The sequence below is a fragment of the Alcanivorax sp. HI0044 genome (assembly GCF_001634945.1).
This window is the reverse complement of record NZ_LWEZ01000524.1, coordinates 1-16,639: the sequence shown is the minus strand read 5'-3', so window position 1 is coordinate 16,639 and position 16,639 is coordinate 1. Positions and strand designations below refer to the sequence as shown.

19 protein-coding genes are annotated in these 16,639 nt (G+C 58.2%); 13 read left to right on the top strand and 6 right to left on the bottom strand.

All coding sequences use genetic code 11. From position 1 onward, the window contains the following. The 6 genes from A3730_RS06260 to arsH form a co-directional block, all read left to right on the top strand. Positions 1-564, top strand: a 564-nt coding sequence (locus A3730_RS06260) for a phosphate ABC transporter ATP-binding protein (RefSeq protein WP_156500973.1), incomplete at its 5' end; no start/stop codon positions are given. 24 nt (positions 565-588) lie between these two features. Beyond that, positions 589-1,302 (top strand): phosphate signaling complex protein PhoU, encoded by a 714-nt coding sequence (phoU, locus tag A3730_RS06255; RefSeq protein ID WP_063519543.1) that lies wholly within the window; start codon positions 589-591, stop codon positions 1,300-1,302. Positions 1,303-1,508: 206 nt separating this feature from the next. Continuing rightward, positions 1,509-1,829, top strand: coding sequence for a metalloregulator ArsR/SmtB family transcription factor (locus A3730_RS06250; protein ID WP_063518680.1), 321 nt, complete (start codon positions 1,509-1,511; stop codon positions 1,827-1,829). A 1-nt stretch (position 1,830) separates the two neighbouring features. Further along, positions 1,831-2,328 carry an arsenate reductase ArsC gene (locus A3730_RS06245; RefSeq protein ID WP_063519544.1) on the top strand — a complete coding sequence of 166 codons (498 nt, stop codon included), beginning with the start codon at positions 1,831-1,833 and terminating at the stop codon, positions 2,326-2,328. After that, positions 2,328-3,359 carry an ACR3 family arsenite efflux transporter gene (gene arsB / locus A3730_RS06240; RefSeq protein ID WP_063519545.1) on the top strand — a complete coding sequence of 344 codons (1,032 nt, stop codon included), beginning with the start codon at positions 2,328-2,330 and terminating at the stop codon, positions 3,357-3,359. Before A3730_RS06245 ends, arsB begins: the two co-directional genes overlap by 1 nt. A 33-nt stretch (positions 3,360-3,392) precedes the next feature. Further along, positions 3,393-4,103: an arsenical resistance protein ArsH gene (gene arsH / locus A3730_RS06235; RefSeq protein WP_063519546.1), complete on the top strand. Its 711-nt coding sequence runs from the start codon at positions 3,393-3,395 to the stop codon at positions 4,101-4,103. A gap of 60 nt (positions 4,104-4,163) precedes the next feature. On the opposite strand, the gene A3730_RS06230 is transcribed toward arsH, so the two are convergent. The 3 genes from A3730_RS06230 to A3730_RS06220 all read right to left on the bottom strand — a co-directional run bounded on the left by A3730_RS06230 (position 4,164) and on the right by A3730_RS06220 (position 6,772). Next, positions 4,164-5,348 (bottom strand): hypothetical protein, encoded by a 1,185-nt coding sequence (locus A3730_RS06230; RefSeq protein ID WP_063537728.1) that lies wholly within the window; start codon positions 5,346-5,348, stop codon positions 4,164-4,166. 127 nt (positions 5,349-5,475) lie between these two features. Further along, positions 5,476-6,027 (bottom strand): YaeQ family protein, encoded by a 552-nt coding sequence (locus A3730_RS06225; protein WP_063520210.1) that lies wholly within the window; start codon positions 6,025-6,027, stop codon positions 5,476-5,478. Between the two features lie 160 nt (positions 6,028-6,187). Then, a complete protein-coding gene (locus A3730_RS06220; protein WP_231880487.1) occupies positions 6,188-6,772 on the bottom strand; it encodes a TMEM165/GDT1 family protein in 585 nt (194 codons plus the stop codon). A gap of 286 nt (positions 6,773-7,058) precedes the next feature. Between A3730_RS06220 and A3730_RS06215 the strand changes: the two genes are divergently transcribed. Continuing rightward, complete coding sequence (locus A3730_RS06215; protein WP_063518988.1) at positions 7,059-7,265, top strand: SlyX family protein; 207 nt, start codon at positions 7,059-7,061, stop codon at positions 7,263-7,265. Positions 7,266-7,496: 231 nt separating this feature from the next. On the opposite strand, the gene A3730_RS06210 is transcribed toward A3730_RS06215, so the two are convergent. From A3730_RS06210 to A3730_RS06200, 3 genes are all read right to left on the bottom strand, one after another. Beyond that, positions 7,497-7,922: a TM2 domain-containing protein gene (locus A3730_RS06210; protein WP_063518987.1), complete on the bottom strand. Its 426-nt coding sequence runs from the start codon at positions 7,920-7,922 to the stop codon at positions 7,497-7,499. A 194-nt stretch (positions 7,923-8,116) separates the two neighbouring features. Then, a complete protein-coding gene (locus tag A3730_RS06205) occupies positions 8,117-9,238 on the bottom strand; it encodes a PilT/PilU family type 4a pilus ATPase (protein WP_063518986.1) in 1,122 nt (373 codons plus the stop codon). Positions 9,239-9,304: 66 nt separating this feature from the next. Continuing rightward, positions 9,305-10,339 (bottom strand): type IV pilus twitching motility protein PilT, encoded by a 1,035-nt coding sequence (locus A3730_RS06200; protein ID WP_063518985.1) that lies wholly within the window; start codon positions 10,337-10,339, stop codon positions 9,305-9,307. 137 nt (positions 10,340-10,476) lie between these two features. On the opposite strand from A3730_RS06200, the gene A3730_RS06195 reads away from it, so the two are divergent. From A3730_RS06195 to A3730_RS06170, 6 genes are all read left to right on the top strand, one after another. Next, positions 10,477-11,166, top strand: a complete 690-nt coding sequence (locus tag A3730_RS06195) for a YggS family pyridoxal phosphate-dependent enzyme (RefSeq protein WP_063518984.1) — start codon at positions 10,477-10,479, stop codon at positions 11,164-11,166. A gap of 19 nt (positions 11,167-11,185) precedes the next feature. Continuing rightward, positions 11,186-11,995 (top strand): pyrroline-5-carboxylate reductase, encoded by an 810-nt coding sequence (gene proC, locus A3730_RS06190; protein WP_063518854.1) that lies wholly within the window; start codon positions 11,186-11,188, stop codon positions 11,993-11,995. Between the two features lie 182 nt (positions 11,996-12,177). Further along, positions 12,178-12,726 carry a YggT family protein gene (locus tag A3730_RS06185; RefSeq protein WP_063537726.1) on the top strand — a complete coding sequence of 183 codons (549 nt, stop codon included), beginning with the start codon at positions 12,178-12,180 and terminating at the stop codon, positions 12,724-12,726. Between the two features lie 182 nt (positions 12,727-12,908). After that, complete coding sequence (locus tag A3730_RS06180) at positions 12,909-14,372, top strand: sensor domain-containing diguanylate cyclase (RefSeq protein WP_063521352.1); 1,464 nt, start codon at positions 12,909-12,911, stop codon at positions 14,370-14,372. A gap of 137 nt (positions 14,373-14,509) precedes the next feature. After that, positions 14,510-14,947, top strand: a complete 438-nt coding sequence (locus A3730_RS06175) for a PaaI family thioesterase (RefSeq protein WP_063521354.1) — start codon at positions 14,510-14,512, stop codon at positions 14,945-14,947. Positions 14,948-15,481: 534 nt separating this feature from the next. After that, positions 15,482-16,459: a hypothetical protein gene (locus A3730_RS06170; RefSeq protein WP_231883870.1), complete on the top strand. Its 978-nt coding sequence runs from the start codon at positions 15,482-15,484 to the stop codon at positions 16,457-16,459. Positions 16,460-16,639 lie beyond the last annotated feature (180 nt).

The window sequence follows — 16,639 nt, the reverse complement described above, 5'->3', positions numbered from 1 at the left end:
CTGCATCTGGAAAGCCAGGATCTGTATGACCCCAAGCTGGATGTGGTGGAGCTGCGCGCCCGGGTGGGCATGGTGTTCCAGAAGCCCAACCCCTTCCCGAAATCCATTTATGACAACGTGGCCTATGGCCCGCGTATTCACGGCCTGGCCAACAAGAAATATGACCTGGACGAAATCGTGGAAACCAGCCTGCGCAAGGCCGGGCTGTGGGAAGAAGTGAAAGACCGTCTGCACGCACCAGGCACGGGCCTGTCCGGCGGTCAGCAGCAGCGTCTGTGTATTGCCCGCACCATTGCGGTGAGCCCGGAAGTGGTGCTGATGGATGAGCCCTGTTCCGCGCTGGATCCCATTGCCACCGCCAAGATCGAAGAGCTGATCAGCGAGCTGAGCGAGTCTTATACCATCGCCATCGTGACTCACTCCATGCAGCAGGCCGCGCGGGTATCGCACCGTACCGCCTATTTCCACCTGGGTCGTCTGGTGGAAATGAATGATACCGAGACTGTGTTCACCAAGCCCGAACACGATCTGACGGAAGCTTATATCACTGGCCGCTTCGGTTAACGCGCGGGTAAGGAGAGCAAGAGAATGGACCGTATGCATTTTGGCGAGCATAGCTCGACCCAGTTTAACGAAGCGCTGGAATCCATCCGTAACCACCTGATGGAAATGGGTGGTCTGGTGGAAAAGCAGGTAGTGGATGCGCTTCAGGCATTGCTGCAGGCAGACTCGGCGCTGGCAGAAAAAGTGATAGAAACCGAAGACCGGGTCGATAATCTGGAAATTCTGATCGACGAGCAATGCACCAAGGTGTTGGCGCTGCGCCAGCCGGCGGCGTCGGATTTGCGTTTGATTATTGCCGTGTCCAAGGCGGTGTCCGACCTTGAACGCATTGGTGATGAGTCAGCCAAAATTGCCCGCATGGGGCTGCAGTTGGCGGAAGAAGGCGAGTCGCCCCGCGGTTATGTGGAAGTGCGCCATATCGGTAACCATGTGCGCAACATGCTGCGCGATTCCCTGGATGCCTTTGCCCGCTTCGATGCCCAGAAAGCGTTGGCCGTGGCCGCCGAAGACAAAGAAGTGGACCTGGAATATCGCAGCGCCATGCGCTCGCTGGTCACCTTCATGATGGAAGATCCGCGGGCCATTTCCCGGGTACTCAACATCATCTGGTCCCTGCGCGCCCTGGAGCGCATCGGCGACCATGCCCGCAATATCGGCGAACAGGTGATCTATCTGGTGGAAGGCAAGGATGTGCGCCATATCAGCATCGATGAGATCGAAAAGAAGCTGAAGGAATAAAGGCCGCTACGAGCTTCAAGCGGCGAGCTACAAGGAAAACCCGCTCCTGCGATCTTTTACAAGGCCGTGCCTGATCTTCGGGCGCGGCCTTTTTCTTTCCGTCATCGTCATGAAATCGCCCCGCGATGTTGAATGAAGCATGTTGCGTGTCGCGTATCATGTCGCTAATATCCGTATTTCCGAATATGCGGATATAAGGTTCGCACATGCTTACACCCACCCAGCTCTGCAAATGCCTCGGCGACGATATTCGCCTCAGCCTGATCTGCCTGCTGCACGGTCAGGGGGAGGTCTGCGTGTGCGATCTGGTGGAGGCCATGCAGGCGCCGCAGTCCACTGTGTCTCGCCACCTGGCCCAGCTGCGCCAGTGCGGGTTGGTGGTGGCTCGGCGGCAGGGTACCTGGATGCATTACCGCGTTAATCCGAATCTGCCCGCCTGGGCACAGCAGACGTTGGCAAGTCTGGTATCACCGGCCTGCGACGCCCTGTCCCTGACACTTCCTGTCTCTGCCTGCTGCGAGAACTGACATGCAACTGCAACCCATGACGATCCTGGTACTGTGCACCGGCAATTCCTGCCGTTCCATTATTGGTGAAGCGTTGATCAATGCCCTGGGCGAAGGCCGTTTTCGGGGACTCAGTGCCGGCAGCCATCCCACCGGTGAGGTGAACCCGGGGGCGCTGGCGGTACTGAGACGCCATGGTATTACTCCGCAAAACCCGGCCTCCAAGTCCATGGACGATCTGGCCGATGAAACTATCGATCTGATCATTACCGTCTGCGACAGCGCTGCCGGAGAAGCCTGCCCGGTGTGGCTGGGGGATGTGCCCAAACTGCATTGGGGGTTGCCGGACCCGGCCCATGCGCAAGGCACGGACGAGGAGATTGCGGCGGCCTTTGAGGCCACCTACCGGCAATTGGAAAAACGGCTTCAGGCACTGTTCGCTGTGTCGCTGGATGATCTTGGCAAGACAGGTCTGGTGGCCTGCGGCGAACAAATCCACCGGGACATGGAGGACCTCTGATGCCGTTCTTCGAGCGTTATCTGAGTGTCTGGGTCGGCCTGGCGATTATTGCAGGGATGGCTCTGGGCTTGGCGGTGCCTCCGTTGTTCCAGGCGGTGGCGGCGTTTGAGTACGCCCATGTGAACCTGGCGGTGGCGGTATTTATCTGGGTGATGGTCTACCCGATGATGATCCAGATTGATTTCACCGCCATCAAGAAAGTGGGGCAGAACCCGCGGGGGTTGTTGCTCACTCTGGTGATCAACTGGTTGATCAAACCGTTTACCATGGCGGCGCTGGGCTGGTTGTTCTTCAAGGTCTTCTTCGCCGGCTGGGTGGATCCGCAAACCGCCACAGAGTATATCGCCGGCATGATCCTGTTGGGTGTGGCGCCCTGTACGGCCATGGTGTTTGTGTGGAGCCAGCTGACCAAGGGCGATGCCAACTACACCCTGGTGCAGGTGTCCGTAAACGACATCATTATGGTGTTCGCGTTTGCCCCTATTGCCGGCTTGTTGCTGGGTGTCAGCGACATTACTGTGCCCTGGGACACCTTGCTGCTGTCGGTGGTGCTCTATGTGTTGTTGCCGCTGATCGCCGGGTTTATGACCCGGCAATGGCTGGGCAGTGATGAGCGTGTGGCTCACTTTGTAGGGAGCCTCAAACCGGTCAGCGTCATGGGGCTGCTGGCCACGGTGGTGCTGTTGTTTGGCTTTCAGGCCGAAACCATTCTCGCCAAACCCATGGCCATCGTGCTGATTGCCATTCCGTTGTTGATTCAGACCTACGGCATTTTTGTTATCGCCTACTGGGCGGCAAAACGCCTGCGGCTGAAGCACAACGTGGCCGGCCCCGCCTGTTTGATTGGCACCAGTAACTTCTTCGAGCTGGCGGTGGCAGTTGCGATCAGTGTGTTCGGCCTGCATTCCGGTGCCGCCCTGGCGACGGTGGTCGGGGTGCTGGTGGAGGTGCCAGTGATGTTGTCGCTGGTGGCGATTGTGAATCGTACTTCGCACTGGTTCGAAAAAGACCAGTTGATAGTGGACAGTTGAAAGTTGACAGCTAAAACAGAAAGAGTCGCATTGATGCAAGATATTCCAAACCTTGAGCAGGACAGCTTCCAGGTACCAACCACGGATGAGGTGTTTCGTGATCGGCCGTCCAGTCACAAGCCGCGCATTCTGTTGCTGTATGGATCGTTGCGAACCCGTTCCTTCAGTCGGTTGGTGGTGATGGAGGCGGCGCGCTTGCTGGAGGCCATGGGCGCAGAAACAAAAATTTTCCATGCCGATGGGTTGCCGTTACCGGACAGCGAAGACGTGGCACACCCCAAGGTGCAGGAGCTGCGTGATCTGGTGACCTGGAGTGAAGGCATGGTGTGGTGCTCGCCGGAGCGTCACGGTGCCATGACCGGCATCATGAAAGCACAGATCGACTGGATTCCCCTGTCTATTGGGGCGGTTCGCCCGACCCAGGGCAAGACCCTGGCGGTGATGCAGATCAGCGGCGGTTCCCAGTCGTTCAACGCGGTGAATCAGCTACGTGTATTAGGGCGTTGGATGCGCATGGTTACGATTCCCAACCAATCTTCTGTGCCGAAAGCCTTCCTGGAATTCGATGAGAATGATCGTATGAAGCCGTCAGGGTTTTATGATCGCATCGTGGATGTGATGGAAGAACTGGTGAAGTTCACCTACTTGACCCGTGACCGCAGTGACTACCTCACCGATCGTTATTCAGAGCGCAAGGAGTCTGCCGAGCAGCTTATGGCGCGGGTGAATCAACGGAGTATGTAACAGGAGACACTGCACGCTTCATGCAACAGGCTTCATGCTCAAGCGGCAGCTTACTTTTATTCACAGCAAAGGCAGACAGGAATTATAACGATCATTGTCCGGTGCGTGGCGAAAGCATAGCCGTTGGTCTTGGCGGGTCAGCGTGTCGTCCTTGCCCGGTGTCCAGGGGTTGTCTGCCCGCTGTGATGTATCGGTATCACCCAGCGTTTTCAGTAACGCCATGCGCGCTTCCAGATGCACCAGTCGAAGCAGGTATTCCTTGAAATTCGGGGATGCGGTTTCCAGCAGAATATTACCGATGGGGTTGCGAATTGCCTCGCTCGTTGAGGTTGGTTCGGGCTGGAACGTATCAGCTTCAATAACGTCAACCGGCTGCTCCGACAGGTCTGCATAGTGCTGATAAAGCGGCAGCATGCGATTCACGCTGATGTTTTTTTTCAGGCCCGCCTTGAATTGTAGTTCCTCAAACCAGCTCGCGCTTTGTTGTCCCTCACGGTATTGCTCATGGAGAAAGAAATGCGCCATCAGCGAGAATTCTTTCTTCAATGGCGAATGAAAACTTCTTTCTGTCGGGCTCAATGACGCAAGATTCGGCGCGGACATTTTTCCCTGTTGAACCAGAAGCGCCACCAGTTGCAGTTTTTCGGCCAGCATGGCGTTGGCGATCATCTTGCTGATCAGGCTATGGTCCTGTGCCAGCCAGTGGCGAAGCTGCTGGATTTCTTTGCCGATGTTTTCCCCTGGGGTTTCGCTGATTGCCCAGGCCAGAGACTGCAGACGCGAAGCGGTGAGCAGCAGACTGTACTCGGGAAAGCTAGCCTCCAGGTACGGTGGTGTATTGTCCGAGAAATACGCAAACCCGATAAGGGTTCGGTAGCGATCAATCAGGAACTGATACTGGTTTAACAGAACCTCGGCCTGCATGCGCTTGTCCTGCTGCTCAAGCAGGCAGGCCGCGTCCATCTTTTGGCATAGCAAGGGCGATGCATTCAGCTCCCGATAATCATTGGGAAGCGACAGATCCGGTTGGATTTTCTGGCGCTGCACCAGTGCGTTTCCCTGCCGCTCAGGTGATTGATCGGCGGGTGCGCCAAAGCCCAACAGATAAGCGTAAGCGGGGTTGTCATCAGTGGGTGTGGTGTTCAGCCACTGCCGGGCGGCGTCATCAAGCGGCGCATCCTGCAGCCACCAGGTGGTAAACCCTGCCAGCGACAATACGCCAATTACCAGGATGATTTTCTTCATTATTCCGGCTCTTTACGTTTTGTTGGCTGTGACGGTGAGGCGGGCATGGCGAACTCCGTTTCGGCGATGCAGACAAGGGTCTCCGGGTGCACAGCCCGGGCTACGCGGTGGAAACAAAGAGTACCCATCAGTGGGCGTTGTTTGGGTACCAGGTTTCCAGGGCAACCTCCACGTTATTGTCGGTGGTGCCCAACCAGACTTGCCCGTCCTGGATCATGGCCTGCAACTGCATGGCCCGCTGGGCACAGGTGGCCAGTGCTGCTTCGCTGTCCGCGTCCACATGGACAATGGTCAGGTTGTCGAAGCGGCGAACCTTGTTCTTCATGCTGTCCCACCACACTTGTGGAGCGCGTGGGCCGTAACAGTAAATGGTCACGTGCCCGGCCAGGCCGCAGGCTTTGCGTAGCCGCTTCTCGTCGGGCATGCCCAGTTCGATCCAGTGTGCCAGGGTGTCGTTGGGGTGCCGTTGCCACAGGTCCGGTTCTTCCGGATTGGACAGGCCCCGCGAGAACGTCAGATCTTCATGGGCATTCAGGGCAAAGGCCAGCAGCCGCAACATCATTCGCGATTCGGTTTCTGAAGGGTGCAACGCCACCGTCAGGTTATGGGTGGCGTAATAATCCCGGTCCATATCGGAGACGGTGAGCTCGGCTTTGTAAATGGTGGCGGTGAGGGCCATGAATGAGTTCCGCTAGAGGCCAGATGCCGGACGCCAGACGTTGACGCCCTGCAGCGCGACCAGGGTTGCAGGGATAGCGCGTGAGCATACGCTTTTTGGCGTCAGGCGTCAGGCGTCAGGCGTCAGGCGTCAGGCGTCAGGCGTCAGGCGTCAGTTGTTCCTACACCAGCGCCCAGACCCCGAAACCGACAAACAGCGCCGCGCTGATGCGGTGGGCCCAGGTCTCGAATTGTTTGCTGCCGAACTGGTGCGCCAGCCAGATCACCGGCAGGTTGGCGGCCACCATGCCCAGGGTGGAGCCACTCAGTACCGGCCAGAACTGGTCCTTGAACTGAACGGCCAGGGCGATAGTGGCCAGCTGGGTCTTGTCGCCAATCTCGGCAATAAAGAACAGCACCAGCGCGGTAAGAAAGGGGCCGAAGCGCGGGTTGTCATCCACGTCTTCATCGCCGTCTGGAATCAACATCCACAGGCCCAGGCCGATAAAGCTGATGCCGAGAATCCAGCGCAGCCATTCCATCGGGATGGCATCGGCCAGCCAGTCGCCAAACCAGACGGAGGCGCCGTGGTTGAGCAGGGTGGCGATGACCACGCCGGCGAGGATAGGCCAGGGTTTGCGGAATTTGAGAATCAGCGCGAGGGACAGCAGCTGGGTCTTGTCGCCAATTTCACCAAGGGCAACCAGCAGAAACGAGCTGAGCAGGGCTTCCATGAACAGTTCCAGTGGGGCGGGATTGCACGACAAGAGACATCACCGGCCAATCCCGCCCCTGCGGAATGCCTGCGATGTCTCAGGTCTCGTCAATCCTGGGGGAGTCAAGGCTCCCCGGATGCGGACGCAGCCACCATGCGCATGAGGCGCAACTATGTTGATGACCGCCAAGGGGCTTTGCGTAAAAGCGATCGAGCGACTACTCCCCCAAGACGGGCAAACCATAGCGGCAATATTCCGGGCAGGCAAGTACAATGGTGCAGTCCGTTCGCGATGCGAGCATCGCTTCCCACAAGAGCTATACCGTAGAGCAGATCCAATGAGTGACGAGCGTTTTCTTGATATCGAAACCAAGCTGGCCTACCAGGAGGATCTGGTGGAGTCACTGAACAAGGTGGTCTGTGACCAGCAGCGCCAAATCGATGCGCTGGAAAAAACCTGCCGGAAGATGGCCGACCGGCTGATGGATTTGTCAGAGGCGTTCGAGGCCACCCAGGTCGAAGACGCCCCGCCGCCGCATTATTGATCAGCTGCGAGCAATGAGCTTCCAGCGAAGAAAAACCGTCGCTATTCGTTCAGGCTTGCATGATCCCGGAAGTGAACCATCCTCCTGAAAGCTAGAAGCTAGAAGCTAGAAGCTAGAAGCTAGAAGCTAGAAGCTAGAAGCTAGAATGAAACAGGCCGCGCTCAAAGGATGGGTGCGGCCTGTTTCATTTAGAAAGGAGCCAGTTCGCGTTGCCGCTTGTGGCTTGTTTTTTTAGGCAGGAACGGGCTCGGCCCGGGCCGCTTCGCCATTGCGCTCGGAAACCTGGCCATTAAGCGTGAACAGGTCGTAGAGTACGCCGAAACCCAGTAGGCCGAAGGTCAGCAGGTAGAGAATGCCCGTGCCCATCTTGCCCATGTAGAAACGGTGTGCGCCAAATACGCCCAGAAACAGCATCAATACCCAGGCTACGCTGTAGTCGGTGTCGCCGCTTTTGAACTGATTATTGGCATCCTGATTCATGCTGGGGATCAAGAAGGCGTCCACGACCCAGCCGATGAAAAAGACGCCCAGGGTAAACATCCACAGCAAGCCGGTGAGCTGACGACCATAGTAAAACCGGTGATAACCAAACAGGCCGCCAAAAAACCATAGCAGGTAGCCGATGGGTGTCAGGTGTGTTTCCTTTTCTTGTTGCATGGGTTTCCCCCTCCGTTGGTAAAGTAAAAAGCGTCCTTGTTATCGCGGGATTCAGTAGTAAGCGCAAAGCGGCAACGCGGGCGTTTCTCTGAAATGAGTAAGCCGCGCCCGGTGGATGGGCGCGGCCTCTTTTTTTCAGGGCGCAGGTGGCTTCATCCGCGTTGTTGCGTGAAGCGTGCCGCCTGCAGCGTCTCCTACTCCGTATCCTCGATGCTCAGTCCTCGTGTGGCCACGTCCAGGCTGGAGGCGTCGGTTTCGTTGCCCAGTTTGATCATCAGGCGCAGGTCGTTGGGGGAGTCCGCGTGGAGCATGGCGTCTTCGTAGGTGATTTCACCGGCGGAATACAGGTCGTAGAGGGCCTGGTCGAAGGTCTGCATGCCCTGCTCGCGGGATTTGCTCATCAGCGCCTTGAGCTGGTGCACTTCGCCCTTGCGGATATGGTCCTGGACCAACGGCGTGCCCAGCAGCACTTCGATGGCCGCGCGGCGGCCCTTGCCGTCCGGGGTGGGGATCAATTGCTGGGCGACGATGCCTTTCAGGTTCAGGGACAAGTCCATCCACAGCTGGCCGTGGCGGTCTGCCGGGAAGAAGTGAATGATCCGGTCCAGCGCCTGGTTGGCGTTGTTGGCGTGCAGGGTGGCCAGACACAGGTGGCCGGTTTCCGCGAAGGCGATGGCCTTGTCCATGGTTTCCGGGGTGCGGATCTCACCGATCAGAATCACGTCCGGCGCCTGGCGCAGGGTGTTCTTCAGGGCCACATCGAAGGACTCGGTATCAATGCCCACCTCACGCTGGGTGACGATGCAGCCCTGGTGCTGGTGGATAAATTCGATGGGGTCTTCGATGGTGATGATATGCCCCTTGGAGTTCTTGTTGCGGTGGCCAATCATGGACGCCAGCGAGGTGGACTTACCGGTACCGGTGGCGCCCACGAAAATCACCAGGCCACGCTTGGTCATGGCCAGTTCCTTGATCACCGGCGGCAGGCGCAGATCGTCCACGTTGGGAATCTTGGTTTCAATGCGACGCAGCACCATGCCCACCAGGTTGCGCTGGTAGAACGCGGAGACCCGGAAACGGCCCACGCCACGGGCGGAGATGGCAAAGTTGCACTCGTGGTTGGCGACGAATTCCTTGCGCTGTTGTTCGGTCATGACGCCGAACACGATGTCCCGGGTCATGTCCGGGGTCAGCGCGCTCTTGGTCACCGGCAGGATCTTGCCGTTCACCTTCATGCTCGGGGGGACGCCGGCGGTGATAAACAGGTCTGACCCGCCTTTCTGTACCATTAATTTGAGAAGCTCTTCGAATTCCATGCTTATGGCCTGCCTGTGCTGATTCCGCCGGCGCCCTCAGTGGGCACCGGTGCCGTGCGTTCGGGGTTAGATTGAGTCCGGGCTCTTGGCTTTTTCGCGGGCCACGTCACGGGCGATCAGGCCTTTCTGCACCAGCCCTTGCAGGCACTGATCGAGGGTCTGCATGCCCAGGGCGCCGCCGGTCTGGATGGCAGAGTACATCTGCGCCACCTTGTCTTCGCGGATCAGGTTCCGGATGGCCGGGGTGCCCATCATGATTTCGTGGGCTGCCACCCGGCCGCCGCCGTTTTTCTTCAGCAGCGTTTGCGATACCACCGCCTGCAAGGATTCCGACAGCATCGAGCGAATCATGGATTTTTCTTCCGCGGGGAATACGTCGATGACCCGGTCAATGGTCTTGGCCGCAGAGGTGGTGTGCAGGGTGCCGAACACCAGGTGGCCGGTTTCTGCCGCCGTCAGTGCCAAGCGGATGGTTTCCAGATCCCGCAGCTCACCCACCAGGATGATGTCCGGATCTTCCCGCAGGGCCGAGCGCAGGGCTTCGGAGAAACCCAGGGTGTCGCGGTGCACTTCCCGCTGGTTGACCAGGCACTTTTTCGATTCGTGCACGAATTCGATGGGATCCTCGATGGTGAGGATGTGCTCGTAGCGGGAATCGTTGATGTAATCGATCATCGCCGCCAGGGTGGTGGACTTACCGGAACCGGTGGGCCCGGTGACCAGCACAATGCCCCGGGGCATTTCGGAGATCTTCTGGAACACCTTGCCCATGCCCAGGTCTTCCATGGTCAGCACTTTCGAGGGAATGGTCCGGAATACCGCACCGGCACCACGGTTGTGGTTAAAGGCGTTCACCCGGAAACGGGCCACGCCGGGTACCTCGAAGGAGAAATCGGTTTCGTAGAATTCCTCGAAATCCTTGCGCTGCTTGTCATTCATGATGTCATAGATCAATGAATGGACTTCCTTGTGCTCCATGGCCGGCAGGTTGATGCGGCGCACGTCGCCATCCACCCGGATCATCGGGGGCAGGCCGGCGGACAAGTGAAGGTCAGAGGCGCCGTTTTTGGCGCTGAAAGCGAGCAGCTCGGTAATATCCATGATTTATACTTGCGTTGTCAGGTATTGGAAAGGACGCCCATAAGCACCCTTTTGTTATTATGTAGGCAGCCGGATCTCGGCTTACTCAGAAATTCGTCGCATGCCTAAAGTAACCCGACCTCTTGAGCCGTTCAATAATGACTGACGTCAAATCACCACTGCTGCACATTGATGAGCAAATAAATGCACTATGCGCGCGCTCAGGCCGCGATCCGCACAGTGTGCAGCTTCTGGCGGTCAGCAAGACCCGCACCGCAGACGAACTGGCCCAACTGGCAGACCAGGGGCAGCGCCATTTCGGGGAAAACTACCTGCAGGAGGCATTGGACAAGATTGTTGCGCTGCAGGGGCGGGGGCTGGTGTGGCACTTCATCGGGCCGATTCAGTCCAACAAGACCCGTGATATCGCCGCCCACTTTGATTGGGTCCATTCAGTGGATCGCTTCAAGGTGGCCCGTCGCCTGAGCGAACAGCGCGGGCCGGATCTGCCACCGCTGAATGTGTGTATACAGGTGAATGTGGATGATGAGGCCAGCAAGAGCGGGGTGCCGCTGGCGGGCGTGGCCGAGCTGGCGGAACAGATAGAGGCCTTGCCCAACCTGCGATTGCGCGGGCTGATGGCGATTCCCCGGGCGGACAATGATGACGGTAATCGTGCCGCCTTCCGACAGCTCGCCATGACACTGTCACAATTGCGCAATACAATGCCCGCCCTCGATACGCTCTCCATGGGTATGAGCGCGGACTATGCGGTGGCCATTGAAGAAGGGGCCACCCTGATCCGGCTGGGCACGGCCCTGTTCGGCCCGCGCCCGCCCAAGGCCTGACAACAAGGACTGCGCAGTTATGGCACAACAACTAATCGGATTTATCGGCGCCGGCAACATGGCAACCAGCCTGGCCGGTGGCATGGTGGCGAAAGGAATTCGCCCGGCCCGTATCTGGATGAGCGATCCCTCCAAAGAGCGCCTGGACGAAGTCGCCCAGCTGCACAGGGTGCACGTGAGCGCGGAAAACCGCGACGTGGCCAGTCGCGTCGACGTGCTGGTGCTGGCGGTAAAGCCGCAGATGATGGAGCAGGTGTGCACCGATCTGCGCGACCTGATTGCTGAGCGTCAGCCGCTGGTGATCTCCATCGCGGCCGGCGTCACCGTAGGCAACCTGCGCAACTGGTTGGGTAGCACCCCGATTGTGCGTTGCATGCCCAATACGCCTTCACTGGTCCAGGCAGGGGCCACTGGCCTGTATGCCGCCGATGACGTGAGCGATGCACAAAAAGCCATGGCCAGGGAGATCCTGGGCTCTGTGGGCATTGCTTTCTGGTTCGACGAAGAGAAAGAACTGGATGCGGTCACCGCGGTGTCCGGTTCTGGCCCGGCCTACTTCTTCCTGCTGATGGAATCGTTGATCGAAGCAGCCAAGGCCCAGGGGCTGGATGCGGGGACCGCCCGGCAGATGGTGCTGCAAACCGCCTGGGGCGCCGCTCAGCTGGCCATTACCAGCGAAGTGGGCCCGGATGTGCTGCGCCAGCAGGTCACCAGCCCCGGTGGCACCACCGCTGCCGCGCTGAATGTGTTCGAAGAAGCGGGTTTCCGCGAACAGGTGCAGGCGGCCGTCGCCGCTGCCCGGGAGCGGTCCGAAGAGTTGGCGGGGTAAAAGGCGAGTGACGAGTTTCGAGTTGCGAGAAGCGAACCCCGAAGGTGGTCTTGATTTTCGCAACTCGTCACTCGCTTCTCGTTACTGTTTTTTGTCCACCCTTTGAAATTTGCCCCCATTGCCCCAAACTCTGTCCCAGCTTCTGGCTAAACGCCGGTCAAGACATCGCAACGGAGTGATCCATGAACCCGCAGGGTGCCCTGGTTTTTTTGCTGGATTTTGCCTTCAGCGCTTACATTTTCATCGTACTGACCCGCTTCGTGCTGCAACTGGCCCGGGCGGATTTTTATAATCCGATCTCCCAGTTTGTGCTCAAGGCCACCAATCCGCTGCTCAAGCCTCTACGCCGGATCATTCCTGGTTACGGTGGGCTGGATGTGGCGTCCCTGGTGCTGGTGGTGGTGCTGATCATGCTCAAGGCGGTGCTGATCCTCGGCATCCAGGTGGGCGGCTTTCCGTCGGGTATTGGCGGGCAACTGGTGATCTACAGCCTGCAGGAGCTGGCCAGCCTGATCCTCAACTATGTGTTCTGGGCGGTGCTGATTCGGGTGATTCTCAGCTGGGTAGCGCCGGATCCGTATAACCCGGTGGTCCGGGTGATTGTGCAGGTCACCGAGCCGATCATGGCGCCGGTTCGCAAGATGCTGCCGCCCATGGGCGGGTTCGATCTGAGCCCGCTGATTGTGCTGCTGGGCATTCAGCTATTACAGATCCTCTTCAGGCTGCATTAACGCAGCGGCAGACAGGAAAAAGGCGCCACACGGCGCCTTTTTCTGTTTCAGCGGCATGAAAAGCGTCAGGCTGCCATAGTGCAAATCAGTGCAAGCGTTTTTACTTGCGCTGCGCCTTTGGTTACAACGTAGCAATAACAGCGGCGCATTGATGCGTTGTGGATCTATCGCGGGGAAGAGAGATGGAAGACCGTGCAGATTTCAGTCTGATCGGCCTGAGAGAGTTACACCAGCTGTCACTGCTGCCTGGCGGTGATTTTGCGCAACTGTATGCCGCGTACCTGGACGTGGGGTGCCGTCTGCTGGGCCTCTCCATTGGCATTGTCAGCCGCATTGAAGACGGTGACTACGAAGTGCTCGCGGTGCAGCCCGGCGACGGGGGTATCAGTACCGGGGATCATTTCCCGCTGGGTGATACCTACTGTTCCACCGTGGTCAGCAAACAGGGGGCGGTGGCGTTGCACCATGTGGGCGAGCTGGCAGAGATGCGCTCGCATCCGGTGTATGTGGGCATGCAGCTGGAATCCTACATGGCCGTGCCGCTTTATGTGCAGGGCGAGATTTTTGGCACCCTCAATTTCAGCGATCCGGCACCCCGGAACGAGCCCTTCAGCATCGAAGAAATGGAGTTTCTGGAGTTGATGGGCAAATCCCTTGGTCAGGCGCTGGAGCAGGACCACCTGAACCAGCAGCGGCAATTGGCCGTCAGCAAGATGGAAGAGAACATGGCCCTGTTTGAGGGCGCGTTCCGGCACGCGGCCATTGGCATGGCCATCGTCTCCCCGCAAGGGGGCTGGATGCGGGTGAACCCGGCACTGTGCAACATTCTGGGCTATGACGAACAGACCTTGCTGGACAGTGACTTTCAGACCATTACCCACCCGGATGACCTGGAAAAGGACCTGCACCAGGTGCAGGCGCTGTTGGCAGGAAAGCGCAACAGTTACTGGATGAAGAAACGGTATTTTCACCAGGATGGGCATATTGTCTGGGTCTTGCTGGCAGTGTCCATTGTGCGTAACGCGGATGGCACGCCCCGGTATTTTCTCTCCCAGATTGAGGATGTGTCCGCCCAGGTCACCGCCGAACGGGCGTTGCGACAGAAGCAGGACGAACTGCAGCAGCTCAACCAGGAACTGGCGGACATGGCACGCACCGACCCGCTTACCGGGCTGCATAACCGGCTGGTGCTGCTGGAAAGCCTGCGCCAGGAATTCCGCCGTTGTGAACGCAGCCGTGAGCCGATTTCCGTGGTGTTCATGGATGTGGATTACTTCAAGCACTACAACGATACCTACGGCCACATGGAAGGAGATGTAGCGCTACAGGCCGTGGCGGCGGCGCTGCGTCCGATGATCCGAGATACCGATGTGCTGGCGCGTTATGGGGGTGAAGAGTTCGTCGCCTTGTTACCCACCGCTAATGTGCAGGCGGCAGAGGGTGTGGCGGAGCGCTGCCGCCGTGCGGTGGCGGGCATTACCACCCTGAACAAGGAGGTGAGCCTGAGTGTTGGCGTGGCCACATTCATGCCCTGCGGAAACGCCACCGCCGGCGCAGACCCGGAGGCGCTATTGAGTGTGGCGGATCAGGCTTTGTATGCGGCCAAGGAGGCTGGCCGCAACCGCGTGCGCACGGCGTTGCTCTGAATCGCGGTAAATTTGGATTGTTGAGCGTGTTTCCCGGGGCGCTCAGGGGGGCTCGGCCATAAGGGGCATTGCGTTAAAGTTGTAAGTTCCAAATAGGAACCTATAATGCCGGCAACGCCATTACCCTGAGAATGACCATGAACCCTGTCACCATGACCGGCCTGGAAATCATGCAGGCCTTTGCCGCCGGCAAGATTCCCCGTGCTCCCATTGCTGAAACCATCCCCATGGACCCGGATACCGTGGAAGAAGGCCGTGTGGTCTTTATCGCGACCCCGGACAAACGTCACACCAACCCGCTGGGCGGAGTGCACGGCGGGTTCGCTGCCACCGTGCTCGATTCCGTCACTGGCTGTGCCACCCATACGGTGCTGGCTGCCGGCGAGAGCTACGGCACCACGGACCTGAACATCAAGATGTGCCGGCCGCTGACCTTCGACAAGGCCTACCGGGCGGAAGGGAAAGTGATTAACCGGGGGCGCAGCCTGGTGATCTCGGAAGGGCGCATCGTCGATGACGAAGGCAAACTCTACGCCCACGCCACCTGTACTTGCATGATTATCGCGCCGCGGTAAGCGTGAGGCGGGGCATTGGCCCTGCCGCGATTAAAAACGGTTGTTCTTCTGTGCCCCCCTGTTCAGGGGGGTCACGCCCCTCCCACGGCACCGTAGGATGTGACTGATTTCTCATAATTGGGAAGTTGGTCATGGCAAGGGATGTGTTGGTCGTGCACCTGGCCGGCAAGGATGCCAGTTCTGCTCTCTGCGGAAGTTGCCCGCCATAGTCACCCCTCCCGAAACGCCAGGCTCTTTTTTGGCCAGCTATTCCAAGCGAGAACGCTTAATGCCGTTGTCAGGAACGGATGCACGCCAGCTGGCTGGATTGCCCATGCTCGTGTTTTGCATCTTTGTTTGGGCAACAGAAAAGATCAAAATCCATAGGGAAAAACAATGAAAAAGACATCAGGGAGCAAGGTGGTTCCGGCAATGGCGCTAGCCGCGCTGGTATCGGGTTGTGCCACAACCGGTAGCGAGGCGCCGGCGTATGATGCCAATGGCTCTGCCGCGAGCCAGGCAGGCACCTTTATCGCGGCGGAGAATGAAAAGTACATGAAGGGCGTCGAAAAAATCGGGGTGTTATCATGCAACGTGATGTTTGGTGTCAATAGTGCGGCGTCTGCTTCTACCAGTGGAGGTTTCCGTTCGGATGCCATGCGTGCTACTGGTACAACCCGTCGCTCGGATGTGAAGGTGACGGTGACCTACGCTGCCAAAGGCGTCGATGAGACAGAAATGCAGCGTCTTGCCAATCAAGCCTGTGATAACGCAGAGCAGCAACTGGGTGATGCCGGATTTCAGGTAGTTCCCCACCAAATCCTGAAGGCGAATTCTCACTACCAGGCAATGCATGCTGAAGGCCGGGAAAGCCCCTTCGAATACAAGGGGGCAGGCGGCACCCGTTATCTGGTCATGGGCCGCGAGGGAGAAACCATTTCTGATCCTCGTTACATCGGCACGGCAAGCGGTTTTGGGCAAGCGTTCAAGGCTGCAGCGGGCAGTTCCGCCCAGCAACATGAAGGTCGCCTGATCAAGGATCTTGGACTCACTGGTGTGAACATCAATATCCTGATCGACTTTGCCAAGCTGGAGTCGGATGGCCATAAAAGTTTTGCCGGGCTTTCCAACAAGGACTCCGCCAAGGTGGATGCCACGATTCAGCTAACCGCTCGTGGAGATGTTCGCTTCCAGCCGGTGGCACAGCAAAAATGCTGGAGTCGTTTTGGCAAGGAAGAGTGCATGATCAAGACAAATCATATGCCAGTATTCAGCACCAGCAATGCACTGGCTACGCCCAACGCGTTCTACAGCAGCATCGAGGATGTCACCACGACAACCGACAAGCTGACCTCCGGATTGACCAAGACGCTTGGTTTCTTGGGCGCTATGGGAGGAACCTCCAATTCAACGGCCAGGGATATTACCCGCTACCAGGTTAATCTGATTCCTGCTTCCTATGACGCAGAAACACAGAGTTTGGCGCAAGGGCTGGTCGGCATGGTTGCCGTGAAAGCGGCAGCCTCTCGCTGATCTTGGGGGGAAGAAATAACGGGCCGCATTACGGCCCGTTATTTTGCGACGGTCGTATTATGCCATGGTGCTGGAAAGCGGAACCTCCAGCGTCACTTGCCAGCGATCATCGGACTTGCTGTATTGGCACCACCCGCCCAGCTTGCGTGCCCGGCCATCCATGATATCCAGGCCCCGGAC